Origin of the sequence: Streptococcus infantis, from assembly GCF_047463635.1 — a bacterium.
GTDB lineage: Bacteria > Bacillota > Bacilli > Lactobacillales > Streptococcaceae > Streptococcus > Streptococcus infantis_W.
Map to the genome: position 1 here is coordinate 1 of NZ_JASHDL010000022.1, position 26613 is coordinate 26613.

At 40.4% G+C, this 26613-nt stretch carries 19 protein-coding genes and 1 tRNA gene; 18 read left to right on the forward strand and 2 right to left on the reverse strand.

Translation table 11 applies throughout. The features are described from left to right. Positions 1 to 215: 215 nt before the first annotated feature. From asnA to QM867_RS09665, 10 genes are all read left to right on the forward strand, one after another. Positions 216 to 1208 carry an aspartate--ammonia ligase gene (asnA, locus tag QM867_RS09620; protein ID WP_414315652.1) on the forward strand — a complete coding sequence of 331 codons (993 nt, stop codon included), beginning with the start codon at positions 216 to 218 and terminating at the stop codon, positions 1206 to 1208. Positions 1209 to 1268: 60 nt separating this feature from the next. Beyond that, positions 1269 to 1808, forward strand: coding sequence for a 16S rRNA (guanine(966)-N(2))-methyltransferase RsmD (rsmD, locus tag QM867_RS09625; protein ID WP_414315653.1), 540 nt, complete (start codon positions 1269 to 1271; stop codon positions 1806 to 1808). After that, entirely contained in the window at positions 1798 to 2286 is a 489-nt protein-coding gene (coaD, locus tag QM867_RS09630) for a pantetheine-phosphate adenylyltransferase (RefSeq protein WP_414315654.1), read from the forward strand. Before rsmD ends, coaD begins: the two co-directional genes overlap by 11 nt. Continuing rightward, complete coding sequence (locus QM867_RS09635) at positions 2270 to 3307, forward strand: SepM family pheromone-processing serine protease (RefSeq protein ID WP_414315655.1); 1038 nt, start codon at positions 2270 to 2272, stop codon at positions 3305 to 3307. Before coaD ends, QM867_RS09635 begins: the two co-directional genes overlap by 17 nt. A gap of 56 nt (positions 3308 to 3363) precedes the next feature. Continuing rightward, positions 3364 to 3594, forward strand: a complete 231-nt coding sequence (locus QM867_RS09640; protein ID WP_248035165.1) for a DUF1146 family protein — start codon at positions 3364 to 3366, stop codon at positions 3592 to 3594. A gap of 25 nt (positions 3595 to 3619) precedes the next feature. Further along, positions 3620 to 4906, forward strand: coding sequence for a UDP-N-acetylglucosamine 1-carboxyvinyltransferase (gene murA / locus QM867_RS09645; RefSeq protein ID WP_414315656.1), 1287 nt, complete (start codon positions 3620 to 3622; stop codon positions 4904 to 4906). Continuing rightward, positions 4899 to 5087 carry a DNA-directed RNA polymerase subunit beta gene (locus QM867_RS09650; protein ID WP_282434683.1) on the forward strand — a complete coding sequence of 63 codons (189 nt, stop codon included), beginning with the start codon at positions 4899 to 4901 and terminating at the stop codon, positions 5085 to 5087. Before murA ends, QM867_RS09650 begins: the two co-directional genes overlap by 8 nt. Before the next feature lie 206 nt (positions 5088 to 5293). After that, on the forward strand, positions 5294 to 6124 hold the full coding sequence (locus tag QM867_RS09655; RefSeq protein ID WP_414315657.1) for a DNA/RNA non-specific endonuclease: 831 nt from the start codon (positions 5294 to 5296) through the stop codon (positions 6122 to 6124). 255 nt (positions 6125 to 6379) lie between these two features. Next, positions 6380 to 7711, forward strand: coding sequence for a hemolysin family protein (locus tag QM867_RS09660; RefSeq protein WP_315639863.1), 1332 nt, complete (start codon positions 6380 to 6382; stop codon positions 7709 to 7711). Between the two features lie 220 nt (positions 7712 to 7931). Beyond that, positions 7932 to 8312, forward strand: coding sequence for a PBECR2 nuclease fold domain-containing protein (locus QM867_RS09665; protein WP_414315658.1), 381 nt, complete (start codon positions 7932 to 7934; stop codon positions 8310 to 8312). Positions 8313 to 8532: 220 nt separating this feature from the next. Here the strand turns inward: QM867_RS09665 and QM867_RS09670 are convergent, their stop codons facing one another. Both QM867_RS09670 and QM867_RS09675 read right to left on the reverse strand, forming a co-directional pair. Further along, the gene (locus QM867_RS09670) at positions 8533 to 8712 is read right to left on the reverse strand and encodes a hypothetical protein (RefSeq protein ID WP_315639860.1); all 180 of its coding nucleotides are present in this window, start codon (positions 8710 to 8712) and stop codon (positions 8533 to 8535) included. A 481-nt stretch (positions 8713 to 9193) separates the two neighbouring features. Beyond that, positions 9194 to 9264 (reverse strand) — tRNA-Cys (locus QM867_RS09675). Positions 9265 to 9445: 181 nt separating this feature from the next. Here QM867_RS09675 and QM867_RS09680 point away from each other — a divergent pair. From QM867_RS09680 to QM867_RS09715, 8 genes are all read left to right on the forward strand, one after another. After that, positions 9446 to 11446 carry a peptide ABC transporter substrate-binding protein gene (locus QM867_RS09680; RefSeq protein WP_414315659.1) on the forward strand — a complete coding sequence of 667 codons (2001 nt, stop codon included), beginning with the start codon at positions 9446 to 9448 and terminating at the stop codon, positions 11444 to 11446. A gap of 65 nt (positions 11447 to 11511) precedes the next feature. Further along, the gene (locus QM867_RS09685) at positions 11512 to 13008 is read left to right on the forward strand and encodes an ABC transporter permease (protein WP_000761009.1); all 1497 of its coding nucleotides are present in this window, start codon (positions 11512 to 11514) and stop codon (positions 13006 to 13008) included. Beyond that, positions 13008 to 13934: an oligopeptide ABC transporter permease OppC gene (gene oppC / locus QM867_RS09690; RefSeq protein WP_000104373.1), complete on the forward strand. Its 927-nt coding sequence runs from the start codon at positions 13008 to 13010 to the stop codon at positions 13932 to 13934. Before QM867_RS09685 ends, oppC begins: the two co-directional genes overlap by 1 nt. 8 nt (positions 13935 to 13942) lie before the next feature. Further along, a complete protein-coding gene (locus QM867_RS09695; protein ID WP_045762690.1) occupies positions 13943 to 15010 on the forward strand; it encodes an ABC transporter ATP-binding protein in 1068 nt (355 codons plus the stop codon). Positions 15011 to 15020: 10 nt separating this feature from the next. After that, positions 15021 to 15947, forward strand: a complete 927-nt coding sequence (locus tag QM867_RS09700; RefSeq protein ID WP_001291283.1) for an ATP-binding cassette domain-containing protein — start codon at positions 15021 to 15023, stop codon at positions 15945 to 15947. Positions 15948 to 16416: 469 nt separating this feature from the next. After that, positions 16417 to 17400 carry an acetylxylan esterase gene (locus QM867_RS09705; protein WP_414315660.1) on the forward strand — a complete coding sequence of 328 codons (984 nt, stop codon included), beginning with the start codon at positions 16417 to 16419 and terminating at the stop codon, positions 17398 to 17400. Between the two features lie 375 nt (positions 17401 to 17775). Next, positions 17776 to 22350 (forward strand): SIALI-17 repeat-containing surface protein, encoded by a 4575-nt coding sequence (locus QM867_RS09710; protein ID WP_414315661.1) that lies wholly within the window; start codon positions 17776 to 17778, stop codon positions 22348 to 22350. A 621-nt stretch (positions 22351 to 22971) separates the two neighbouring features. Next, on the forward strand, positions 22972 to 26613 hold a 3642-nt coding region (locus QM867_RS09715; RefSeq protein WP_414315662.1), incomplete at its 3' end, for an SIALI-17 repeat-containing surface protein.

Sequence of the window (26613 nt, forward strand, 5' to 3'; positions counted from 1 at the left end):
GATAGAGAATATCCCTTTTTATTTTGTTCTAAATTCGATTTTTGAATGGAATATCAGATGATGAGACAACATATTTTTGAAAACAGAAAAAGACAAACACCAAAAATGACGTTTGTCTTCGTTCTGAGAGCTCAAATGAGCTCTTTTTTTAATTTTTACTTTTATTTTTACTGGCAAAAGGGTATAATCATCTTATTATTTAAAAGGAGAGATGTATGAAGAAAAGTTTTATCCATCAACAGGAAGAAATTTCCTTTGTAAAAAATACCTTTACCCAGTATTTGAAAGATAAGTTAGAAGTTGTAGAAGTGCAGGGTCCAATCTTGAGTAAGGTTGGGGACGGGATGCAGGACAACCTTTCAGGGATTGAACATCCAGTTTCTGTTAAGGTTTTGCAAATCCCAGATGAATCTTATGAGGTGGTACATTCGCTTGCTAAGTGGAAACGCCATACCTTGGCTCGTTTTGGTTTTGGTGAAGGAGAAGGCCTCTTCGTTCACATGAAGGCCCTTCGTCCGGACGAAGATTCACTAGATGCGACTCACTCAGTCTATGTAGACCAATGGGACTGGGAAAAGGTCATTCCAAACGGACAGCGCAATCTTGCCTATCTTAAAGAAACAGTAGAAAAGATTTATAAGGCTATTCGTTTGACAGAGTTAGCAGTAGAAGCACGCTATGATATTGAGTCAATCTTGCCTAAGCAAATTACCTTTATCCATACAGAAGAGTTGGTAGAACGCTATCCAGATTTGACTCCCAAAGAACGTGAGAATGCCATCACTAAGGAATTTGGTGCTGTCTTCTTGATTGGTATCGGTGGAGAATTGTCAGATGGAAAACCTCATGATGGACGTGCACCAGACTATGATGACTGGACAACCGAATCTGAAAATGGCTATCATGGCTTGAATGGGGACATCCTTGTTTGGAATGATAATTTGGGTGCAGCCTTTGAATTGTCTTCAATGGGCATTCGTGTCGATGAAGATACCCTCCGTCGCCAAGTAGCTATCACAGGAGACGAAGATCGTCTAACTTTAGAATGGCATAAGGCTCTCCTAAACGGACTCTTCCCTTTGACAATCGGTGGAGGAATTGGCCAATCTCGTATGGCTATGTTTCTACTTCGTAAGAAGCACATCGGTGAAGTCCAAACCAGTGTTTGGCCACAAGAAGTGAGAGACACCTACGAAAATATTCTTTAATCAATCGAGCCGTAAGGTTCGATTTTCTTTTTTTGACAAGAATTTGGTATAATATACGGTATGAAAATCGTATCAGGAATCTACGGAGGGCGTCCTTTAAAGACGCTGGACGGTAAAACGACAAGGCCAACATCAGACAAGGTTAGGGGCGCTATTTTTAATATGATTGGTCCCTACTTTGAAGGCGGGCGAGTGCTAGATCTTTATGCTGGTAGTGGTGGTTTATCCATTGAGGCAGTTTCAAGAGGGATGTCCAGTGCCGTTCTGGTTGAGAAGGATCGTCGAGCTCAGACTATAGTCGCAGAAAATATTAAGATGACTAAGGAAACCTCTAAATTTCAATTGTTGAAAATGGAATCCAGTCGTGCATTAGAACAGGTTGATGGTGTCTTTGATCTAATTTTTTTAGATCCTCCCTATGCCAAGGAGCAAATCGTGTCAGATATTGAAAAAATGGCAGAGAGAAATCTTTTTTCAGAAGATGTCATGGTGGTATGTGAGACCGATAAATCAGTAGAACTTCCAGAAGAAATCGCTTGTTTGGGCATCTGGAAGGAAAAAATATATGGGATTAGTAAGGTGACGGTTTATGTCAGATAAGATTGGGCTATTTACAGGTTCCTTTGATCCGATGACCAATGGACATTTGGATCTCATTGAGCGTGCAAGTAAGCTCTTTGATACATTGTATGTGGGAATTTTTTATAATCCCCATAAAACGGGATTTTTACCGATAGAGAGCCGAAAGAAAACTGTTGAAAAAGCACTAGCACATCTGAATAATGTTCAGGTCATAGCTTCTCACGATGAATTAGTCGTTGATGTTGCTAGAAAATTAGGTGCAGGGGTCTTGGTGCGTGGCTTGCGTAATGCAACAGATCTTCAGTATGAAGCTAGTTTTGATTTTTACAACCATCAACTAGCAGGAGAAATGGAGACAATCTATCTCCACAGTCGGCCTGAGTATGTTTACATCAGCTCTTCAGCTGTGAGAGAACTATTGAAATTTGGTCAAGATATCAGCGGGTATGTACCAAATGCTGTCCTAGAGGAGTTAAACAATGAAGAAAAAAACTAGATGGCCCTTATATCTCATTATTGGGCTCATTATCACTTTTATCGCTTTTACGGTGCCTCTGCCTTATTATATCGAGGTGCCGGGAACTTCTGAAGATATTCGAAAGGTTTTACAAGTTAATAACCAACCTGACCAAGAGGAAGGATCCTACCAATTTGTGACGGTTGGAGTTAAGCACGCTAGACTGGTTGACTTAGTCTATGCTTGGCTAACACCTTTTACGGACATACATAGTGCCAAAGAGATGACGGGTGGTTCATCAGATGCAGAATTTATGAGAATCAACCAGTTTTACATGGAAACTTCGCAAAACATGGCCAAATATCAAGGCCTGAAAACGGCGGGTAAGGAAATTGAGCTCAAATATCTGGGTGTCTATGTTTTGACTGTGACAGATAACTCGACTTTCAAGGGGGTTCTCAATATTGCTGACACCGTAACCGCTGTGAATGATAAAACTTTTGAGAGTTCAAAAGAGATGGTGGACTACGTTAATTCTCAAACTCTAGGTGATCAGGTTAAGGTTACTTATGAGGAGGATGGAAAAGTCAAAACTGCTGAAGGAAAGATCATTACTCTAGAAAATGGGAAGAATGGTATCGGAATCGGTTTGATTGATCGCACTGAAGTATCTAGTGATGTACCAATCAAGTTTTCAACTGCTGGCATTGGTGGTCCTAGTGCTGGGATGATGTTTAGTCTATCCATCTACACGCAAATTGCAGACCCTACTCTTCGAAATGGACGCATTATTGCGGGTACAGGAAGAATCGATAGAGATGGGAATGTTGGTGATATTGGTGGAATTGATAAAAAGGTTGTGGCCGCAGCTAAAAAGGGAGCTACTGTATTCTTTGCTCCTAACAATCCAGTAACTGAAGAAACTAAAAAAGCAAATCCAAATGCTAAGAGTAATTATGACACAGCTCTAGAAGCAGCTCAAATGATTAAAACAGACATGAAAATCGTTCCAGTCAAAACGCTTCAAGATGCGATTGACTATTTGAAAAACAATCCCTAAACAGTAGGCAAATCCCTAAACTAGCGTAGAAAAAAAGAAGATGGTATAATAGGCAAATGATTCAATTGTTTTTTACCCTTAGTAGTCATATGTTTTTTATCTATCTAGTCTTTCAACTTTTGAAAGACCTGGTTAAATGGGATCGGATTTTGAAGGTGACCAAGGACAATGCGGGGAAGATTCGACTCTTGGTAGTATTGTGTAGTATCGGTTTAGGATATCTAATTAGTTCCTTTTTCCTAAATCTCTACCAACTCTGGCAAGAAGCAATTAGAGCGCTATTCTAAAATTGTAAGTAAAGGAAAATATTTTATGGAAAAAATTGTAGTTCGAGGTGGCGATAATCGCTTGGTTGGAAGTGTCACCATCGAGGGCGCAAAAAATGCAGTTTTGCCTCTGCTAGCGGCAACTATTTTAGCAAGTGAAGGAAAAACTGTTTTAAAAAATGTTCCAATCTTATCAGATGTCTTTACCATGAATCAAGTGGTTCGTGGATTGCATGCTCAAGTTGACTTTGATCAGGATGCCCATATTGTCGAAGTTGATGCGACTGGAGATATTACAGAAGAAGCTCCCTATAAGTATGTCAGCAAGATGCGTGCTTCTATTGTAGTATTGGGGCCAATCTTGGCTCGTGTAGGACACGCAAAAGTTTCGATGCCAGGTGGCTGTACCATCGGTAGTCGTCCGATAGACCTTCACCTAAAGGGACTCGAAGCAATGGGGGCTGAGATCACCCAAACGGCAGGTTATATTGAAGCTAAGGCGGAACGCTTGCACGGTGCTCACATTTACATGGACTTCCCTAGTGTTGGAGCTACTCAAAACTTGATGATGGCAGCAACTCTTGCTAACGGTGTTACAGTCATTGAAAATGCTGCGCGTGAACCTGAGATTGTCGACTTGGCTGTTCTCCTAAATAAAATGGGTGCCAAAGTCAAGGGTGCAGGAACAGAAACTATTACCATTACTGGTGTTGAACAACTACACGGTGCAACCCACAATGTTGTACAAGACCGTATCGAAGCAGGGACCTTCATGGTAGCAGCTGCCATTACAGGTGGAGATGTCTTGATTCTGGATGCTATCTGGGAACATAATCGCCCCTTGATTGCTAAATTACAGGAGATGGGTGTTGAAGTCATCGATGAGGACGAAGGAATTCGTATTCGTTCTCAACGTGAAAAATTAAAGGCTGTTCATGTTAAGACACTTCCACATCCAGGATTTCCGACAGATATGCAAGCGCAGTTCACTGCTCTAATGACCGTTGCTCAAGGTGAGTCAACTATGGTAGAAACTGTATTTGAGAATCGTTTTCAACATTTAGAGGAAATGCGTCGTATGGGCTTGCACTCTGAAATCATCCGTGATACAGCCCGTATCATCGGAGGACAGCCTCTCCAAGGTGCAGAAGTTCTATCGACAGACTTACGTGCCAGTGCAGCCTTGATTTTGACAGGCTTGGTAGCTGAAGGCGAAACAGTTGTAGGAAAGCTTGTCCATTTAGATAGAGGTTACTACCGTTTTCATGAAAAATTAGCCCAGTTAGGAGCTAAGATTGAACGGGTAAGTGTGGAAGCTGATGAAGATGAATAAACAATCCAAATATGTCTTACGTCGCTTTATCCTAGTAATTGTAGTATTACTACTAGGAGTCTTAGCTCTTGCTATTGGTTTGATGATTGGCTATGGCATACTAGGAAAAGGGGAAGACCCTTGGGCTATTTTGGCGCCAGCAAAATGGCAAGAACTCATCACAAAATTTACAGGAAAATAGGCTGGGAGACCAGTCTTTTTCTAGGAAGTGAATGTAATACTCAATGAAAATCAAAGAGCAAACTAGGAAGCTAGCCGCAGGTTGCTCAAAACACAGTTTTGAGGTTGTGGATAGAACTGACGAAGTCAGCTCAAAGCACTGCTTTGAGGTTGCAGATGGACGCTGACGTGGTTTGAAGAGATTTTTGAAGAGTATAAGGAGAAAATATGAATAAAAAAACTAGACAGACTCTAGTAGGTCTCTTGCTTTTTCTGCTCTTGTCAGCAGGAAGTTATTATATCAAGGAGATGCAAGCTTCCAACTCTGCCCCTCAGACGCAAGTAAAGCAGAAGTCGCAAGCATCGGATGCTCCAAGTCAAGAATTAGCTGAAAGTGTCCTGACAGATTCTATCAAAAAACAAATTAAGGGTACTCTAGAGTGGAATGGCGCAGGAGCCTTTATCGTCAATAACAACAAAACCAATCTGGATGCTAAGGTTTCAAGCAAACCCTATGCGGATAATAAAACAAAGATTGTAGGAGGAGAGACAGTTCCCACAGTAGCGAATGCAATCATGTCAAAGGCAACAAGACAGTACAAGGACCGTGAAGAAACTGGCAATGGTTCAACATCTTGGACGCCTGCGGGTTGGCATCAGGTTAAGAACCTAAAAGGAAGTTATAATCACGCAGTTGATAGAGGACACTTGTTAGGCTATGCCTTGATCGGTGGCTTAGATGGCTTTGATGCTTCTACCAGCAATCCTAAAAATATTGCCGTACAGACAGCTTGGGCCAACCAAGCGCGTGCAGAAGATTCCACAGGTCAAAACTACTATGAGAGTTTGGTTCGAAAAGCCCTAGATCAAAACAAACGAGTGCGTTACCGTGTGACGTTGCTCTATGCGTCTGAGGAAGACTTGGTGCCGTCCGCATCCCAGATTGAAGCTAAGTCCTCTGATGGAGAATTGGAGTTTAATGTCGTGATTCCAAATGTCCAAAAGGGAATTCAGTTAGATTACCGAACAGGTGAGGTCACAGTCACAAAAGCTAACTAATTGATCAAGAGGTTGAGGGAAAATCCCAACCTCGTTTTTTATTAGTCATGAACTGTTGACACGATTGGTTGTATTTTCCTCTTTTCAGATTTTTAAAGAGCTTTTTTGAAAATTCACAAGGCTGGAACTAGGGCGTCGGGACTGGGATTGCAGTTCTCTATTCAGCGACCCTTTATCATAGAAATTGAAAATTAATGTGTAGAAATTGGAAAATATGGTATAATGGTTTCAATTATACTTTTTAGGAGAAGGAAAATGGAAGACCCGAGCAGTCAGGATTTGTTACTGCAATTTGTTTTATTAGTTGTTTTGACCTTTTTAAATGCCTTTTTCTCTGCAACAGAAATGGCCATGGTTTCACTTAGTCGTTCACGTGTTGAGCAAAAAGCTGAGGAGGGAGATAAACGCTATATCCGTTTACTAAAGGTACTTGAAAACCCTAATCACTTTTTATCAACCATTCAAGTTGGTATCACCTTAATTACGATCTTGTCAGGGGCTAAACTAGCAGATTCACTTGGAGAGTTGATCGCCTCTTGGATGGGAAATAGCGAAACTGCCTATGCGGTAGCTAGCTTCTTATCATTAGCTTTCTTGACCTATATTTCTATTGTTTTTGGTGAGCTTTATCCTAAGCGAATTGCTCTAAATCTTAAGGATGCCTTGGCTATCCGAACAGTACCGTTTATTATTGGACTTGGTAAGATTGTGAGTCCCTTCGTTTGGATGCTCTCAGCATCAACTAATCTCTTGAGTCAATTGACACCGATGACATTTGACGATGCAGATGAAAAAATGACTCGTGATGAGATTGAGTACATGTTGTCTAAGAGTGAAGAAACCTTGGATGCTGATGAAATTGAAATGTTACAAGGGATTTTCTCGCTAGACGAGCTCATGGCGCGTGAAGTCATGGTTCCCCGAACAGATGCCTTTATGGTAGATATTCAGGATGACACTCAAACCATTATCCAAAGTATCTTGAAGCAGAACTTTTCTCGTATTCCTGTTTATGATGGAGACAAGGATAATGTCATTGGTTTGGTTCACACCAAGAGCCTCCTTAAAGAAGCCTTTGTCAGCGGGTTTGACAATATCATCTGGAAGCGAATCTTGCAGGATCCACTCTTTGTACCTGAAACGATTTTTGTGGATGATTTATTAAAAGAGTTCAGAAACACTCAAAGACAGATGGCTATCCTACTAGATGAGTATGGGGGAATGGCTGGTTTGGTCACTCTTGAGGATTTACTTGAAGAGATTGTTGGTGAGATTGATGATGAAACTGACAGAGCTGAAGTCTATGTTCATACAATTGGAGAAGATACATATATCGTCCAAGGGACAATGAATTTAAATGACTTTAATGACTACTTTGATGTCGAACTTGAAAGTGACGATGTAGATACGATTGCAGGTTACTATTTGACTGGTGTGGGAACTATTCCAACATCAGAAAAACTTAGCTATGAGTTAGAAAGTAGCAATAAGCATATCACTCTAACCAATGATAAGGTCAAAAATGGACGTGTAACCAAGCTTAAGGTTCAAATCCAAGAACTCGAATCAGAAGAAGAAACAGAATAAAACAAAAGCTTTATCAGAGCAGAACTGATAAAGCTTTTCTAGTAGTTAAAAAGAAAAGATTCCTATAGGAGCCTTTGATAATATAGAGGCGGTAGACGGCTGGTACTACCTGAAACCAGATGATAGTAAGACAGACAAGCCAGAGTTTACGATTGAGCTTGATGCTTGATTACGACCAAATAAAATGTGATATAATAGTTGTGGAATAACGGAGGAAATGATGAATCATGAAAAAATTGGTCAGGTTACTAATGAAGTAAAAGAGATTTTTAATATTGTTCTTGAAGCGAGCGACATCAAGGTTAACAAAGAAGGGCTGAGAAGTCATATGATGAAACGCCATCATAATGATGTGATTCAGCATATTGAAGACTTGGAACTCATACTAAGTAATCCAGATTTCGTTGGGATCAATCCACGAGAGAAAGGCGCTAGTTTTGAATATGTAAAAAGATTTGATGATAATGTACTTGTTGCTATCAAGTTACATAAAAGTGGCGATTTCTTTTACGTCCCGACCATGTATCGTATACAAGATTACAAGTTACAAAGTCGTATTAAGTCTGGTAGATTGAGAAAAATTGACAAAAAAAGTAGATAGTGCTAGAATAAAATTAACGGAAGACATTTGAGGGCAGAAAGGTTCCTGCCGCACCTTGAAAAAGGTATCTGAGATGCTGGGTACACCGACCAGCCAAGTGTCCGTTATTTCAAAAGAGGGGCTGTAATGCTCCTTTTTTATTCGAGAATTTTAAAATAGATTACACAAACCGCAGGCTCAGGCTTGAGGTTTTTTGAAATAATAAAAGCAGTGACCGAAATCACTGCTTGTCAGATATGGCAAAATCATAAAGTTTTTCTGCTGTGAGAAGGGCCATTTTGTCCATGCTTGTTTTTCCTTTTCTAAGGTCAGAAACAGTAGTCCACGGAACTCCAGCGCCTTGCGAAATAGCAGATGTAGATATCGAACTGTCTAATAATTCTTGAATACCTTTTCTCATTTTATTTGTCCTTTTTATTTTTGAGATAAATGTATACATTGATTGCAATTATAAAAATAGCTATTGCACTAACCATTGCTTTTCCTCTTTTCGTTTGATAAAATAGAGGTGTAAGGGGCTTTCGCCCCGACCTCTTAGCGTTTACCTTTTCTTTTGTCAGAATTTTGGGTTACGCTTTTTGTTTTGCCTTGCGACCGTTATCGCGGTCATTAGACTTGCGATAGCAGTTCCTGTTTCAGGGATATTGTCTATCGCTAATCCAATCTTCTTTGTTCACTTTCCCCCTTTCCTTTGCTTGATTACATCATGTCACGGGGAAGTGAGAAAATCAAGACTTTTAATGAAGTTTTTAAAACGTCCTCGCCCCAAACTCGCCCCAACAGTTTTTTAAAGTTATCCTTTTTTATCATGAAATAAAAATAAAAAAGCCCTATTTTATGGGCTTTTTGTCTGGATAAATTCCGATAAAATCGGTATTATAAGGCGGTAGACGGATTTGAACCGACGATCAAGCTTTTGCAGAGCCGTGCCTTACCACTTGGCTATACCGCCTTAACTTTTATTATTATACCTTTTAAATTAAATCTCGTCAATAGTTTCTTTTCTGAAAATGTAAGTTTTCCTGCTTTCAAAAGGCATGCGACAAAATATTCTGAAAATTCGTTTACTTTTGAGAGGGATTATGGTATAATCAACAGTATCTCATTAATTTTAATAGAGGAGTTAATTAAACATGAAAAAAAGTCGGATTCTTGCAGTAGCGGGGGTGTCCTTGCTTGCGGCAGGAGTGCTTGCTGCATGTTCAAACACGAATTCAAATGCAGGTTCAAGCAATGCAAAATTAGCATCAGATTATAAATACGTTTATTCAGTTGATCCAGAAACATTGGATTATGTTGTTAACAACGTTGATTCTACTTCTTTTGTAACTACAAATGCAGTAGATGGTTTGCTTGCTAATGATAAATATGGCAACCTCGTACCATCGATTGCTGAATCATGGACAGTTTCACAAGATGGTTTGACTTACACTTATAAAATCCGTAAGGATGCTAAGTGGGTTACTGCTGAAGGAGAAGAATACGCTCCAGTTAAAGCCCAAGACTTTGTGACAGGGTTGAAACACGCGGTAGAAGGAAAATCAAAAGGGCTGTCTGTTATTAGTTCTTCAATTAAAGGACTCAGCGCTTACATTAACGGTGAAACAAACGACTTTTCAACTGTTGGAGTAAAAGCAGTTGATGATAACACTCTGGAATACACCTTGAATCAGCCAGAGACTTTCTGGAATGATAAAACAACAAATGGCGTTACGATGCCAATCAATGAAGATTTCCTTAAATCTAAAGGGGAAGGCTTTGGTGCACCTACAGATCCATCTTCTATTTTGTATAATGGACCATTTGTTTTGAAAGCAATCACAGCTAAGTCTTCAATCGAAATGGCTAAGAATGATGCTTATTGGGATAAAGATGCAGTTAAAATTCAAAACATTAAATTTACATTCTGGGATGGGAAAGACCAAGATGTTGTTGCTAAAGGATTCTCAGAAGGACAATACAGTAAAGCTCGTATTTATCCTACTAGCTCAACATACGAAAAATATGCGTCTGAGTTCAAAGACAACATCTACTTTAGCGAACCAGGATCAGCTATTGCTACTGTCAGTGTGAACTATGGCCGTTCAACTTATAACCACACTTCAAAAACAACAGATAGCCAAAAAGAATCTACAAGAAAAGCCTTGCTAAATAAAGAATTCCGTCAAGCCCTCAACTTTGCGGTAGACCGTAATTCTTACTCAGCACAGACAAATGGTACAGAAGGAGCTGCAGTTGCAATCCGTAATACTTTCACACCATATAATCTTCCAGTTGGTGACAAACAATTTGGTGAACTTGTAGAAGAAAGTCTTTCGAAGACAAACTCAGGTACATGGTCAAACATTTCACTTGCTGATTCGCAAAATGGTCTCTACAATGAAGAAAAAGCAAAAGCAGCCTTTGCAAAAGCAAAAGAAAGCTTGAAAGCTGAAGGGGTAGAATTCCCAATCCACTTGGATGCTCTAACAATCCAAGAATCTACAGCTGTTGTAAACCGTGTTCAATCACTTAAACAATCTATTGAAAACGTACTTGGATCAGACAATGTTGTCATCGATCTTCAACAAATGACTCAAGCAGAAGCATTACCACTTTCATTCAGTGCTCCAACAGCAAAAGAACAAGACTGGGATATTCATACTTTGACTGGATGGAATCCAGATTATCAGGATCCATCAACTTTCTTAGACCAGTACACGATTAAAGGCGGAAATACTCGCTTGCTTATGGGTATTGACAAAGATACTGATGCATCAGTTATCCAAAAACTTGGTTTGTCTGACTATGAAAAATTAGTTGATGAAGCAAATAAAGAGAATCAAGACGTTCAAAAACGCTACGAAAAATATGCCCTTGCTCAAGCTTGGTTAACAGACAACGGTTTGACAATTCCTGTAATGGCAGGTCCAAAAGAAACCGCTGTATCATTTGTATCTAAAGTTATTCCATTTACTTCTTCTTACTCCGCTGCGGGTCTTAAAGGAGAAACCTCAGGTTACTTGAAGTACACTGAGGTTGGTGAAAAACCTATTACAAAAGAAGAATACCAAAAAGCTCGTGAAAAATGGCTTAAAGAAAAAGCTGAATCAAACGAAAAAGCTCAAAAAGAGTTAGCGAGTCATGTGAAATAAATAATGCTCATCAGAACTTTCTCTCCTAAAGGAGAAGGTTCTTTTGGGATTTTAAAGGAAATAATATGAAAAAATATGTTTTTATGCGTATCTTGCGGTCGTTGGTTTCTATTTTCTTAGTAACGACCTTGATTTACACAATCATCTATACGATGGTTCCACGGAAGTTGATCTTCAAACAAGATACTAACTACAATAAAATTGCAACGACAGCTGATAAACGTGATAACTATGAAAATACCGTCTTTGAACGTATGGGTTATATCGAATATTACGATACGAAAGAGTTGCAGGAAAAAGCTAGTAGCATTGACTCTTCTGTTACAGTAGATGCAAATGATACAAATAAAGCAATCTATGAAAAATATATCCAACAACTTGGGAATGGTTGGACTCTAGGTGAGTTTACAGAGAGTGGACAATTCTACGCTACACGTGAAATTCCTATCTTTGAGCGTGTGTTCAAATTCTATGCAAACTTGCTTGATATTGACCATACAAACAAGATCCAAGACCCTGAGAATCCTAACTTAGAGCGTTATTTACGCTTTGAGAATGACCCTGCTATCGGTTGGTCTCTTGTGGGTTCAGGTACTAAACACAAATACCTCTTGTACTTCAATAGTCAGTTCCCATTTGTTCACCAAAACTTTGTCAACTTGAACCTAGGAGATTCTTATCCAACTTATGCCAATACTCCTGTTCTTCAAGTTATTACACAAGGACAAGGACAAACGAAGACTTCTGAAGTTCAATTCCCAACTGGTAAGAAAACATCATCAGTTAACATTTACTCAAGAACTTATAAATCTCCGAGTCAAGCAGATGCTCGTGAAGTAGCCAACTACGGTAAAGATGATCCATATACAGCTACTGAAAGCAACTATCAGTACCCATCTATGATTGCAAGTTCTGCTATCACTGGTTTGATTGGTCTTGCGATTTCATATGCGATTGCAGTTCCTCTTGGTTCAGCAATGGCTCGTTTCAAGAATACTTGGATTGACAGCCTCTCTACAGGTACTTTGACCTTCTTGATGGCCCTTCCGACGATTGCTCTAGTTTATATTATTCGTTTGATTGGTTCTTCTATCGGATTCCCAGACTCATTCCCAATCTTGGGTGCTGGCGATTGGCGTTCTTATGTCCTTCCATCAGTCATTCTTGGTTTACTTGGAGCACCTGGTCTAGCTATCTGGATTCGTCGTTACATGATTGACTTACAATCTCAAGACTTTGTCCGTTTTGCTCGAGCTAAAGGTCTTTCTGAAAAAGAAATTTCTAACAAACACATCTTTAAAAACGCTATGGTACCACTCGTTTCTGGTATCCCAGGCTCAATTATTGGTGTTATTGGTGGAGCAACTCTTACTGAAACAGTCTTTGCCTTCCCAGGTATGGGTAAAATGTTGATTGACTCTGTTAAAGCGTCAAACAACAACATGGTAGTTGGTCTAGTCTTCATCTTTACATGTGTTTCAATTTTCTCTTACTTAATTGGAGATATTTGGATGACTATTATTGACCCACGTATTAAATTGACAGAGAAAGGAGGCAAATAATGTCTACGATTAGTAATGATAAATTTCAATTTGTAAAACGAGATGATTTTGCCTCTGAAGCAATTGATGCTCCTGCCTACTCATATTGGGGTTCTGTCTTTAGACAGTTTTTGAAGAAAAAATCAACAATTATCATGCTTGGTATTTTGATCTCCATCGTATTGATGAGTTTCATCTATCCAATGTTTTCTGATTTTGACTTCAATGATGTAAGTAAGGTAAATGATTTTAGCGCTCGTTACATTAAGCCAAATGCTGAACATTGGTTTGGTACAGATAGTAATGGTAAATCTCTCTTTGACGGTGTTTGGTTTGGAGCACGTAACTCTATCTTGATTTCCGTAATTGCGACCTTTATCAACGTTGTTATTGGTGTTATTGTCGGCGGAATCTGGGGTATTTCAAAATCAGTTGACCGTATCATGATGGAAGTTTATAACGTTATCAATAACATCCCTTCACTTTTGATCGTTATTGTTTTGACTTACTCTATCGGTGCAGGTTTCTGGAACTTGATTTTTGCCATGAGTGTAACTACTTGGATTGGTATTGCTTATATGATTCGTATCCAAATCATGCGTTACCGTGATTTGGAGTACAACCTTGCTTCTCGTACACTGGGAACACCAACCCATAAGATTGTTATTAAAAATATCATGCCTCAATTGGTTTCTGTTATTGTTACAACTACATCACAAATGCTTCCTGCATTTATCTCATATGAAGCCTTCCTGTCATTCTTTGGACTCGGCTTGCCAATCACAGTACCAAGTTTGGGACGTTTGATTTCGGATTATTCTCAGAACGTAACAACCAATGCTTACCTCTTCTGGATTCCATTGACAACTTTGGTCTTGGTATCCTTGTCACTGTTCGTAGTTGGTCAGAACCTAGCGGATGCTAGTGATCCACGTACACATAGATAGGAGTAGACATGATAAAAGGAAAAAATGTAATTTTGACTGCTCAAGATATTGTCGTGGAATTTGATGTTCGTGACAAGATTTTGACAGCTATTCGAGGTGTCTCCATCGATCTGATCGAGGGAGAGGTTCTCGCTTTAGTTGGAGAGTCAGGTTCAGGTAAATCAGTTTTGACAAAAACATTCACAGGAATGTTGGAAGGAAATGGTCGTATTGCACGAGGTAGTATTAATTACCGTGGCCAAGAATTGACCAGCCTTACATCTAATAAAGATTGGGAAAGTATTCGTGGTGCCAAGATTGCAACTATCTTCCAAGATCCAATGACCAGTCTAGACCCAATCAAGACAATCGGAAGTCAAATCACAGAAGTTATTGTTAAACACCAAGGCAAGACTGCTCAAGAAGCTAAAGAGATGGCTATCGACTATATGAATAAAGTTGGTATTCCAGATTCTGAGAAACGTTTTGACGAGTATCCTTTCCAATATTCTGGGGGAATGCGTCAACGTATCGTTATCGCGATTGCTCTTGCCTGTCGCCCAGACATTCTTATCTGTGATGAGCCGACAACAGCTCTTGACGTGACCATTCAGGCACAGATTATTGATTTGTTGAAGTCACTTCAACACGAATACCACTTTACAACAATCTTTATCACCCACGACCTAGGTGTCGTAGCAAGTATCGCTGATAAAGTAGCGGTTATGTATGCTGGTGAGATCGTCGAGTATGGTACTGTTGAAGAAATCTTCTACGACCCACGTCATCCATATACATGGAGCCTCTTGTCAAGCTTGCCTCAACTTGCGGATGACAAAGGTGAATTGTACTCAATCCCTGGAACACCTCCATCGCTTTATACTGAATTGAAGGGAGATGCTTTTGCTCTTCGTTCAGATTATGCTATGAAGATTGACTTCGAGGAAAAAGCACCTCAGTTTGCAGTATCTGATACTCATTGGGCTAAGACATGGTTGCTTCATGAACAAGCTCCAAAAGTTGAAAAACCATCGGTGATTGCAGATTTACACGACAAGATTCGTGAAAAGATGGGCTTTACACATCTTGAGGACTAGGAGGAAGGAAATGTCTGAAAAATTAGTAGAAATTAAAGACTTAGAAATTTCCTTCGGTGAAGGAAGCAAAAAGTTTGTCGCTGTTAAAAATGCGAACTTCTTTATCAACAAAGGAGAAACTTTCTCACTTGTTGGAGAGTCTGGTAGTGGTAAGACAACAATTGGTCGTGCTATTATCGGTCTTAATGATACCAGCAAAGGTGATATTATCTTTGAAGGTCAAAAAATTAATGGTAAAAAATCACGTGAACAAGCTTCGGAATTAATCCGTCGTATCCAAATGATTTTCCAAGACCCTGCTGCAAGTTTGAATGAACGTGCAACGGTTGACTATATCATTTCTGAAGGTCTTTATAACCACCATTTATTTAAAGATGAAGAAGAAAGAAAAGAAAAAGTTCAAAATATCATTCGTGAAGTGGGACTTTTGGCTGAACACTTGACACGTTACCCACATGAGTTTTCAGGTGGACAACGTCAACGTATCGGGATTGCCCGTGCCTTGGTTATGCAACCTGACTTCGTTATTGCGGATGAGCCGATTTCAGCCTTGGACGTTTCAGTACGTGCCCAAGTTTTGAACTTGCTCAAGAAATTCCAAAAGGAATTAGGCTTGACTTATCTCTTTATCGCCCACGATTTGTCAGTGGTTCGTTTCATCTCTGATCGTATCGCGGTAATTTATAAGGGTGTTATTGTTGAAGTGGCTGAAACTGAAGAATTGTTTAATAATCCAGTTCATCCATATACGCAAGCACTTCTATCAGCTGTTCCTATTCCAGACCCAATCTTGGAACGTAAAAAAGTTTTGAAAGTCTATGATCCAGATCAACATGACTATGAAACTGATAAGCCTTCTATGGTAGAAATTCGTCCAGGTCACTATGTTTGGGCAAACCAAGCAGAGTTGGAACGCTATAAAAAAGATTTGAAATAAGAAAGAGTTTTGTAATCTTGGTAGAACAATTCTATTAAGGTTATGAAGCTTTTTTTGTAAAAAAACTAGTTTAAAGATAGACAACTATAGTGTACTGTTCTAGATTCAATCTACTATATATACCCGAGAACATGCTAATACTCAATGAAAATCAAAGAGCAAACTAGGAAGCCAGCCGCAGGTTGCTCAAAGCACGGCTTTGAGGTTGCAGATAAAGCTGACGTAATTTGAAGAGATTTTCGAAGAGTATAAGACTAGTCTTCAATGACAATTGGATGAGAGACCAAAGAAGCTGTTTTCTTTGAAAGTGTATTGAATCAATACAAAATGGAATGGATAAAACTACTTTCAGATAAGCTTTTATGAATCTTCAAAATTAAAATCACTTTCTATTTAAAATATCAGTCTTGCATTGCTTTCCTTTATGTGCTAGAGTTATGGTAACGGTTACAAAATTAAGGAGGGTTTTATGAGAAATCCAGCATTGATTGAAGAAATGAAAACTTACAGAGGGAGAGATGAGGTTCCACAAGATTTTGATGCTTTTTGGGATGGTGAAATTGAGAAATTGTCAGTGTTACCAGACTATCAATTAGAGGAACGTGATTTTCGTATTCCAAATGTGAAGTGTTATGAACTCACCTTTAAGGGCACTCGGGAAGGCCTTGTTTATGCACGCGTGGTCTTACCAAAATCTGAACATAAAGTACCAGTTATTTTTCACTTCCATGGATATATGGGACGTTGTTGGGATTGGACAGATATGTTGGCCTTTACAGTCGCTGGTTATGGTGTCGTATCTATGGATGTCCGTGGTCAGTCTGGTTACTCACAAGATGGCTTGCGCTCGCCACTCGGAAATACAGTTAAGGGCCAAATCATTCGTGGTGCAGTAGAAGGAAAAGAGCAACTCTTCTATAAGGATGTTTATCTTGATATTTATCAATTAGTTGAGATTGTAGCTAGCTTCCCACAAGTGGATGAAGGCCAATTAGCAAGCTATGGAGCTTCTCAAGGAGGAGCGCTGGCTCTGGTGGCTGCGGGGCTAAATCCACGTATCAAGCGTACAGTTGCTATCTATCCATTCTTGTCAGACTTTAGACGCGTATTGGAGATTGGAAATACCAGTGAAGCCTATGATGAGCTTTTCCGTTACTTTAAGTTCCATGATCCTTTCCACGAAACTGAGGAGCAAATTATGGAAACCTTAGCTTATATCGATGTAAAAAATCTTGCACATCGAATAAAAGGTGAGGTGAGAATGATAACAGGATTAGATGACGATGTCTGCTATCCAATCACCCAGTTTGCTATCTACAATCGTTTGACTTGTGAGAAGAGTTATCGCCTGATGCCTGAATATGCACACGAAGCTATGAACGTCCATGTCAATGATCAAGTATACAATTGGTTGTGTGGCAGTAAGATTCCCTTTACCTATGTAGGTCAATAAAGGATTAGGAAGAAGTACCCTGTGATTTTGAATGAATTACAGGGTTCTCTTCAATGTATTCAGATGGTAAGAAAGTAGTTTTAAATAGTTTGATTCTTCCAAATATTTTTGAAAGTAAAATCTATTATGGATTGATTTGACTAAAATTTGTAATATTTATTATATAATAGGTGTGATATCAATTATGGAAGGAGCAAAATCTGTTGTATTTCTTCATATAAATGGAAATTTATGTCATGCAACAGTAGTTCACAGTAAAAAGGATGGGGACTCCCATTGAACAGATCAGTTTCTTTTGCTACTTTAGCCTCGGTGGCTAAAAATTTTAAACAAAAAAGAAAGCGCTTAACTTTTTATAAAAATGGAAGGGAAAACATGAATCAGAGAAATTTTGATAGAAAACAGAGATACGGAATTCGGAAATTTGCAGTTGGAGCAGCTTCAGTAGTGATTGGAGCGGTTGTTTTTGGTGCTACTCCGGTCTTGGCCCAAGAAGCAACAACAAACAAAGAAGCAGAAACAGGAAGTCTAGCTAATCTAGATCAGAAACCTGCAGATCCAGTAACTACAGTAAGTAATAGTGGAACAGAAGTCAACCGTGAAGAGTTGCAAGCAAACCCAGGGGCTGAAAAACCAACAGGAACAGAAGCGGCAAGTGAAACTCCAGGAACAGATAGTGAAGACGAAGAAGAAGTTGGAAACATTCCTCGTGACTTTTATGCAAGAGAGTTAGAAAATGTCAATACTGTTATTGAGAAAGAGGATGTTGAAACGAATCGTGCAAACGGTCAAATAGTTGACATGAAAGAGGAGCTCGACAAGCTTAAAAAACTTCAAAATGCGACCATCCATATGGAGTTTAAGCCAGATGCGTCTGCTCCTAATTTATACAGTCTTTTCTCGGTTTCTAGTGATACCAAAGTAAATGAATACTTTACCATGGCCATCCTTAATAACACAGCTATCGTTGAAGGTCGTGATGCCAATGGAAATCATTTCTATGGAGATTATAAAGATGCTCCTCTGAAGATTAAGCCAGGTGAGTGGAACTCTGTAACCTTTACAGTGGAAAGACCAAATGCAGATCAACCCGATGGTAAGGTTCGCGTCTATGTAAATGGTGTCTTGTCGCGCACAAGTCCTAAGTCTGGTCGTTTCATCCAAGATATGCCAGATGTCAACCGTATGCAAATTGGTACATTGAAACGTACAGGCAAAAACTTCTGGGGTTCTAATCTTAAAGTCCGTAATCTAACGGTTTATGATCGTGCTCTTTCTCAAGAAGAAGTTAAAAAACGTAGCCAACTTTTTGAAAGAGGAGAGTTGGAGAAGAAACTTCCTGAAGGAGCAGAGGTTACTGATAAACTGGATGTTTTTGAAGGTGGTGAGAACCGCAAGCCAAATAAAGATGGTATCGCAAGCTACCGTATTCCAGCCCTGCTGAAAACTGATAAAGGAACCTTGATTGCTGGTGCAGATGAGAGACGCTTGCATCACTCTGACTGGGGCGATATCGGTATGGTTGTTCGTCGTAGTGATGATAAGGGCAAAACGTGGGGAGATAGAATTGTCATCTCAAATCCTCGTGATAATGAGAATGCCAGAAGAGCTCATGCGGGATCACCAGTCAACATTGACATGGCCCTAGTCCAAGATCCGAAAACTAAGAGAATCTTCTCTATTTTTGATATGTTCGTAGAAGGTGAAGCTGTCAGAGATTTACCAGGAAAAGCACCACAAGCCTATGAGCAAATTGGAGATAAGGTTTATCAAGTTCTGTACAAAAAAGGTGAAGCGGGACGTTATACAATCCGTGAAAATGGTGAAGTCTTTGACCCTGAAAATAGAAAGACAGAATACCGTGTTGTAGTTGTTCCTAAGAAACCAGCCTATAGTGATAAGGGTGATTTGTATAAAGGTGAAGAACTGATTGGTAATGTCTACTTCGATTATAGCGATAAGAATATCTTTAGAGTTTCAAACACCAACTATCTCTGGATGTCTTATAGCGATGACGATGGAAAAACTTGGTCTGCACCAAAAGATATTACATACGGCATTCGTAAGGACTGGATGCACTTCTTAGGTACTGGACCTGGTACAGGTATTGCCTTACATTCAGGACCTCATAAAGGGCGTCTTGTTATCCCTGCCTACACTACAAATAACGTATCCTACCTAAGTGGTTCTCAGTCTTCACGCGTCATTTACTCAGATGACCATGGTGAAACTTGGCACGCTGGTGAAGCGGTCAATGATAACCGTCCAGTAAGTAACCAAACAATTCACTCTTCAACTATGAATAATCCAGGTGCTCAAAATACGGAGTCAACTGTTGTTCAGTTGAATAATGGAGACCTCAAACTCTTTATGCGTGGATTGACAGGGGATTTGCAAGTTGCAACGAGTAAAGACGGTGGAGCAACTTGGGAAAAAGACGTAAAACGCTATTCAGATGTCAAAGATGTCTACGTTCAAATGTCTGCCATTCATACGGTGCACGATGGTAAGGAATATATCATCCTCAGTAATGCAGGTGGACCAGGACGCTACAATGGTTTGGTACACTTAGCGCGTGTGGAAGCTAATGGAGACCTAACTTGGCTAAAACACAATCCAATTCAAAGCGGTAAATTTGCCTATAACTCCTTGCAAGATCTTGGAAATGGTGAATTTGGCTTGCTTTATGAGCATGCGACTGCCACTCAAAATGAATACACCTTGTCTTATAAGAAATTCAACTGGGATTTCTTAAGTAAGGATAGAATTGCTCCAACAAAAGCAACTGTGAAAAATGCTGTGGAGATGAGCAAAAATGTCATTGCTTTAGAATTTGATTCTGAAGTATTGGTGAATCAACCACCAGTTCTTAAACTGGCAAATGGGAATTTTGCTACCTTCTTGACGCAGTATGATTCAAAAACCTTGTTATTTGCAGCTAGCAAGGAAGATATTGGTCAAGAAATTACAGAAATCATTGATGGCGCAATTGAGAGCATGCATAATTTGCCTGTAAGTCTTGAAGGTGCAGGAGTCCCTGGTGGGAAAAATGGTGCAAAAGCAGAAATCCATGAAGTCCCAGAATTTACAGGTGCAGTCAATGGTGAAGGTACAGTTCATGAGGATCCAGCCTTTGATGGTGGCGTCAACGGTGAGGAAGCAGCCGTTCATGACGTGCCAGCCTTTGAAGGTGGTGTGAACGGCGAAGAAGCAGCTGTTCATGAAGTTCCAGAAATAGAGGTTGAAGAAAATCCACCAGGAACTATTAACGAAGTCCCAGAATTTGAAGGCGGTGTGAATGGTGCTGAAGCAGCAGTCAATGAAGTCTCAGACTTCGAGGGTGGTGTGAACAGCGAGGAAGCAGCCGTTCATGAAATTCCAGAATATATTCCAGTGGAAACTTCAAAAGGACAAGCGGCGGTTCATGAAATCTCAGCATTCGAAGGTGGTGTCAATGGCGAAGAAGGAGCTAAGGCAGAGAGTCCAGAGTTCGAAGGCGGTGTGAATGCAGTAGAAGCAGCCAAGTCAGACACTTCAGACTTTGAAGGTGACGTCAATGGCGAAGAAGGTTCTAAGGCAGAGAGCCCAGAGTTCGAAGGTGGCGTCAATGCAGTAGAAGCCGCTAAGTCAGACACTTTAGACTTCGAAGGCGGCGTCAATGGCGAAGAAGGAGCTAAGTCAGAGAGCACAGAGTTCGAAGGCGGTGTGAATGCAGTGGAGTCCGCTAAGTTAGATTCTCCAGAATACACAGGTGGCGTCAATGGCGAGGAAGGAGCTAAGGCAGAAAGTCCAGAGTTCGAAGGCGGTGTGAATGCAGTTGAAGCCTCTAAGTCAGACGCATCAGACTTTGAAGGTGGCGTCAATGGTGAGGAAGGAGCTAAGGCAGAAAGTCCAGAGTTCGAAGGCGGTGTGAATGCAGTAGAGGCCGCTAAGTCAGACACTTCAGCTTTTGAAGGTGGCGTCAGTGGTGAGGAAGGAGCTAAGGCAGAAAGTCCAGAGTTCGAAGGCGGTGTGAATGCAGTAGAAGCCGCTAAGTCAGACACTTCAACCTTTGAAGGTGGCGTCAATAGTGAGGGAGCAACTACATCAGAAACCCCAGAGTTCGAAGGCGGTGTGAATGCAGTAGAAGCAGCGGTTCATGAAGTTCCAGCCTATGAAGGCGGCGCTAATGCGGTCGAAGCAGCAAGCTCAGAACTTCCAGCCTATGAAGGCGGCGCTAATGCGGTCGAAGCAGCAAGCTCAGAACTTCCAGCTTATGAAGGTGGCGTTAATGCAGTAGAAGCAGCAAGCTCAGAACTTCCAGCTTATGAAGGTGGCATTAATGCAGTAGAAGCAGCAAGTTCAGAACTTCCAGCCTATGAAGGCGGTGCTAATGCGGTCGAAGCAGCAAGCTCAGAACTTCCAGCTTATGAAGGTGGCGTTAATGCAGTGGAAACTGCTAAGTTAGAAGTTCCAGAGTATGCAGGTAGCGTCAATGGAGTGGAGTCCGCTAAGTTAGAAGTTCCAGAATACACAGGTGGCGTCAATGGAGTAGAGTCCGCTAAGTTAGAAGTTCCAGAGTACGTAGGCAGCGTTAATGGAGTAGAATCTGCTAAGTTAGAAGTTCCAGAGTACACAGGTGGTGTCAATGGAGTAGAGTCCGCTCAGTTAGAGGTGCCAGAATATACAGGCGGTGTCAATGGTTTAGAATCTGCGAGTACAGAAGTTCTATCGTATGAAGGTGGTGCAAACAGTGCTGAAGCTGCTGTCCATGAGGTCTCAGAATATAAGGGAGAACAGTCAATTGTGGTTCAGGCCATGGCAGAAGATAAAACTTATCAAGCCCCTGCTGCTCGTCAGCAACTTCTTCCTGAAACAGGAAGTGAAGCTGTTGCTCCTCTTGCCTCTCTAGGACTTGTAGGAATGCTCCTAGGTATGTTTGCTATGGGCAAGAAAAAAGAAGATCAATGAAATAGTTAAAATCAACGAAATTCATAGAGAAATTTGATCTTATCTTAGAAAGGGTCGTGACTAAAACTAGTTACGGCCTTTTTGATCTAGATAAATCAGGAGTCAAATAGTTAATACTCTTCGAAAATCAAATTCAAACCACGTCAGCTTCGCCTTACCGTATATGTGTTACTGACTTCGTCAGTTCTATCCACAACCTCAAAACTGTGTTTTGAGCAGCTTGCGGTTAGCTTCCTAGTTTGCTCTTTGATTTTCATTGAGTATAAGTTTGAGATAAAGTTCATTAAAAAACGATTCAACCGAATGAAGCAATTTTATGTTAGAAAAATCCAAAGCATCCGAAAGTAGTTTCAAATGTCTGAATTTATGTTTCAAAAACTGAAAGTATAATCTGTTCTATCTCAATCTCTCTTAAAAGGGGAGGATTTATTATATAATGTGAATAAGATAAAATTTGAAAGGAGTAGGAGACTCTAGTTAACGATGGGGCGTTAAGTGAGAGAAAATTTGAAAGAGCGAGTGTAACCATTCGTGAAAAAGTAATTTTTGTCATTTAGTCAGATGACTAAAAATTTTAAGCAAAAAAGAAAGCGCTTTATTTTCGAGGTGAAAGGACAAGAAATGAAACATAGTCATTTTGAAAAAAAACAACGATATGGAATTCGTAAATTTGCAATTGGAACAGCTTCGGTTGTGATTGGAGCAGTTGTTTTCGGTGCGTCACCAGTATTAGCTCAAGAATCAACAGCTACCAGTAATGAGATCACTGAGCTTGGAGTAGACAAGGGTCAAACTGAAAAAGTAGCAGATACTGAAAAGAATGTTACTGAGTCTAATGGAGTAGATACAGTCACACATACATCTACAGAAGCACATACTGGAACAGAGACAACTGCAACAGCAGGAACAGAGACAACTGCAACAGCAGAAACAGCAGAAGCAACTAGAGAAACCGAACAAGATCCAGCTTCGCTTCCACGTGATTACTATGCTAGAGAGTTGGAAAATGTCAATACTGTTCTTGAAAAGGAAGATGTAGAGACTAATGCTGCAAATAGCAATAGAATTGATTTGACAGAGCAATTGGACAAACTGAAACAGCTTCAAAATGCGACCATTCATATGGAGTTCAAACCAGATGCTTCTGCACCAGCATTTTATAACCTTTTCTCAGTATCAAGTGATAAGGTAAGAAATGAATACTTTACAATGGCTGTGTATAACAACGTTGCCTTGATTGAGGGCCGCGATCAAAATGGCGACCAATTTTATGATAGATACACAGACGCACCATTAACAGTCAAACCAGGTCAGTGGAACTCAGTAACCTTTACAGTTGAAAGACCAAGTGCTGATTCTCCAGATGGACAAGTTCGTCTCTATGTAAATGGAGTCTTGTCACGAACAAGTAAGAAATCAGGACGCTTTATCAAAGATATGCCTGATGTAAATCATATGCAAATTGGTACCACAAATCGTGCAGGAAGTATGGTTTGGGGGGCAGGATTACAAGTTCGTAATCTAACTGTTTACGATCGTGCCTTGAGTCCAGAAGAAGTTCAAAATCGTAGCTACCTCTTTGAAAGATCCGAATTAGAGAAAAAGCTTCCAGAAGGAGCTGAGATAACAGATAAAAAGGATGTCTTTGAAGCTGGTAAAAATGGGCAGTCAAATCCAGATGGTATTAATAGCTATCGTATTCCAGCTCTCCTTAAGACTGACAAGGGAACTTTGATTGCTGGTGCTGACGAACGCCGCTTACACTACTCTGACTGGGGTGATATCGGTATGGTCGTTAAACGAAGTGAAGACAAGGGCCAAACATGGGGCGATCGTATCACGCTTACCAATCTACGTGACAATCCAAAAGCCAAGGATCCAAACATTGGTTCACCAGTAAACATCGATATGGTTCTGGTCCAAGATACGGAAACTAAACGAATCTTCTCAGTTTACGATATGTTCCCAGAAGGGAAAGGTATCTTTGGGATGTCAGCTGAAAAAGAGGAAGCTTATAAAGAAATTGATGGGAAAACCTACCAAATTCTCTATCGTGAAGGAGAAAATGGGGCCTATACTATTCGTGAAAATGGTGTAGTCTACACACCAGATGGTCAGGCAACGGATTACCGTGTTGTTGTAAATCCTGTCAAGCCGGCTTATAGCGATAAAGGTGATCTTTATCAGGGTGAGCAGTTACTAGGAAATATCTACTTTACAAGTAATAAAACTTCTCCATTTAGAATTGCTAAAGACAGCTACCTATGGATGTCTTACAGTGATGATGATGGTAAAACTTGGTCTGCACCACAAGATATTACTCCAATGGTCAAAGCTGATTGGATGAAATTCTTAGGTGTGGGACCTGGAGTGGGCATTACCCTCCAGAATGGACCTCATAAAGGTCGGATCGTCGTTCCTGTTTATACGACAAACAGAACAAACCACCTAAACGGATCTCAATCGTCTCGCATCATCTACTCAGATGACCATGGTAAGACTTGGCATATGGGTGGCGGTGTCAATGACAAGCGTACGCTTCATGATGGCACAGTAGTTGATTCAAGCAACATGAACAATTACTACGCTCAAAATACGGAGGCTTCAGTTGTTCAGCTGAACAATGGTCAGTTGAAACTCTTTATGCGTGGTTTGACTGGTGATTTGCAGGTTGCGACAAGTAATGATGGTGGTATTACATGGGACAACTATGTAGCACGCTATGATGTACCTGATGTTTATGTTCAAATGGCGGCGACTCATACGGTTCAAGATGGTAAAGAGTACATCCTTCTAGCAAATGCCAATGGCCCAGGTCGTAAGAATGGCCATATTCGAGTGGCTCGCGTAGAAGAAGATGGCGAGTTGACTTGGTTGCATCATCATTTGATTCAAGAAGGAGAGTATGCCTATAACTCACTTCAACAGATCGGACCAAAAGAATTTGGTCTCTTGTACGAGCATCATGAAGCTGGTGGCAATCCTTATACTCTATCCTTCAAGAAATTCAACTGGGATTTCTTAACGAAGGAAAGAATTTCTCCTAAAGAAGCCAAAGTTAAAAATGTTATTGAAAAATGGCCAGGAATTCTTGCAGTAGAATTTGATTCAGAAGTTTTAGTTAACAAAATCCCAACACTTCAGTTGGCAAATGGTAAAAAAATAAACTTTATGACCCAGTACGATACTAAGACTCTTCTATTCACAATAGATAAGTCAGATCTAGGTCAAGAGATAACTGGCCTTGCTTCTGGAGCGATCGAGAGTATGCACAACCTTCCAGTGAGTCTTGAAGGAGCAGGTATTCCTGGAGCAGTAAATGGAAGCGAAGCGGCAGTTCATGAATTTCCAGAATTTACAGGTGGAGTCAACGGTGAGGAAGCAGCGGTTCATGAACAACCAGAATTTAGTGGTGGTGTCAACATAGACAGTCTTGTCACCCCTGAGAATCCAGCCTTTGAAGGATCTGTCAACGGTGCAGAAGCAGCCGTACATGAAGTACCAGAATTCAATAGCGGTGTCAATGGCGAGGAAGCAGCCGTAGCCAATGATCCAGAATTTGTAGGTGGAGTTAATGGTGTAGAAGCAGCGGTTCATGAACAACCAGAATTTACAGGTGGTGTGAACGCAGTAGAAGCAGCAAGAGCAGAATCTCCAGAATTTGTAGGCGGTGTCAATGGTGCAGAAGTAGCTGTCCATGAAGTGCCTGAGTTCACCGGAGGAGTAAATGGCGAAGCCACTATTCATGAAGTCCCAGAATTTAGCGGTAGTGTGAATGCAGTAGAATCAGCTAAGTTAGAAACCCCAGAATTTGTAGACGGAGTTAATGGTGCTGAAGGTGCTGTACATGAAGTCCCAGAGTTCACCGGAGGAGTAAATGGCGAAGCCACTATTCAGGAAGTCCCAGAATTTAGCGGTAGTGTGAATGCAGTAGAATCAGCTAAGTTAGAAACCCCAGAATTTGTAGACGGAGTTAATGGTGCTGAAGGTGCTGTACATGAAGTCCCAGAGTTTACCGGAGGAGTAAATGGCGAAGCCGCTATTCATGAAGTCCCAGAATTTAGCGGTAGTGTGAATGCAGTAGAATCAGCTAAGTTAGAAACCCCAGAATTTGTAGACGGAGTTAATGGTGCTGAAGGTGCTGTACATGAAGTCCCAGAGTTCACCGGAGGAGTAAATGGCGAAGCCGCTATTCATGAAGTCCCAGAATTTAGCGGTAGTGTGAATGCAGTAGAATCAGCTAAGTTAGAAACCCCAGAATTT

Excerpts from the sequence above, each read along its gene's own strand:
- QM867_RS09680 (WP_414315659.1), top strand. The coding sequence starts at position 9,446 with ATGAAAAAAAGTCGGATTCTTGCAGTAGCGGGGGTGTCCTTGCTTGCG.
- QM867_RS09685 (WP_000761009.1), top strand. The coding sequence starts at position 11,512 with ATGAAAAAATATGTTTTTATGCGTATCTTGCGGTCGTTGGTTTCTATT.
- QM867_RS09640 (WP_248035165.1), top strand. The coding sequence starts at position 3,364 with ATGATTCAATTGTTTTTTACCCTTAGTAGTCATATGTTTTTTATCTAT.
- asnA (WP_414315652.1), top strand. The coding sequence starts at position 216 with ATGAAGAAAAGTTTTATCCATCAACAGGAAGAAATTTCCTTTGTAAAA.
- QM867_RS09705 (WP_414315660.1), top strand. The coding sequence starts at position 16,417 with ATGAGAAATCCAGCATTGATTGAAGAAATGAAAACTTACAGAGGGAGA.
- murA (WP_414315656.1), top strand. The coding sequence starts at position 3,620 with ATGGAAAAAATTGTAGTTCGAGGTGGCGATAATCGCTTGGTTGGAAGT.
- QM867_RS09635 (WP_414315655.1), top strand. The coding sequence starts at position 2,270 with ATGAAGAAAAAAACTAGATGGCCCTTATATCTCATTATTGGGCTCATT.
- QM867_RS09700 (WP_001291283.1), top strand. The coding sequence starts at position 15,021 with ATGTCTGAAAAATTAGTAGAAATTAAAGACTTAGAAATTTCCTTCGGT.
- QM867_RS09650 (WP_282434683.1), top strand. The coding sequence starts at position 4,899 with ATGAATAAACAATCCAAATATGTCTTACGTCGCTTTATCCTAGTAATT.
- coaD (WP_414315654.1), top strand. The coding sequence starts at position 1,798 with ATGTCAGATAAGATTGGGCTATTTACAGGTTCCTTTGATCCGATGACC.
- QM867_RS09665 (WP_414315658.1), top strand. The coding sequence starts at position 7,932 with ATGAATCATGAAAAAATTGGTCAGGTTACTAATGAAGTAAAAGAGATT.
- rsmD (WP_414315653.1), top strand. The coding sequence starts at position 1,269 with ATGAAAATCGTATCAGGAATCTACGGAGGGCGTCCTTTAAAGACGCTG.
- QM867_RS09710 (WP_414315661.1), top strand. The coding sequence starts at position 17,776 with ATGAATCAGAGAAATTTTGATAGAAAACAGAGATACGGAATTCGGAAA.
- QM867_RS09695 (WP_045762690.1), top strand. The coding sequence starts at position 13,943 with ATGATAAAAGGAAAAAATGTAATTTTGACTGCTCAAGATATTGTCGTG.
- QM867_RS09660 (WP_315639863.1), top strand. The coding sequence starts at position 6,380 with ATGGAAGACCCGAGCAGTCAGGATTTGTTACTGCAATTTGTTTTATTA.
- QM867_RS09670 (WP_315639860.1), bottom strand. The coding sequence starts at position 8,712 with ATGAGAAAAGGTATTCAAGAATTATTAGACAGTTCGATATCTACATCT.
- QM867_RS09655 (WP_414315657.1), top strand. The coding sequence starts at position 5,294 with ATGAATAAAAAAACTAGACAGACTCTAGTAGGTCTCTTGCTTTTTCTG.
- oppC (WP_000104373.1), top strand. The coding sequence starts at position 13,008 with ATGTCTACGATTAGTAATGATAAATTTCAATTTGTAAAACGAGATGAT.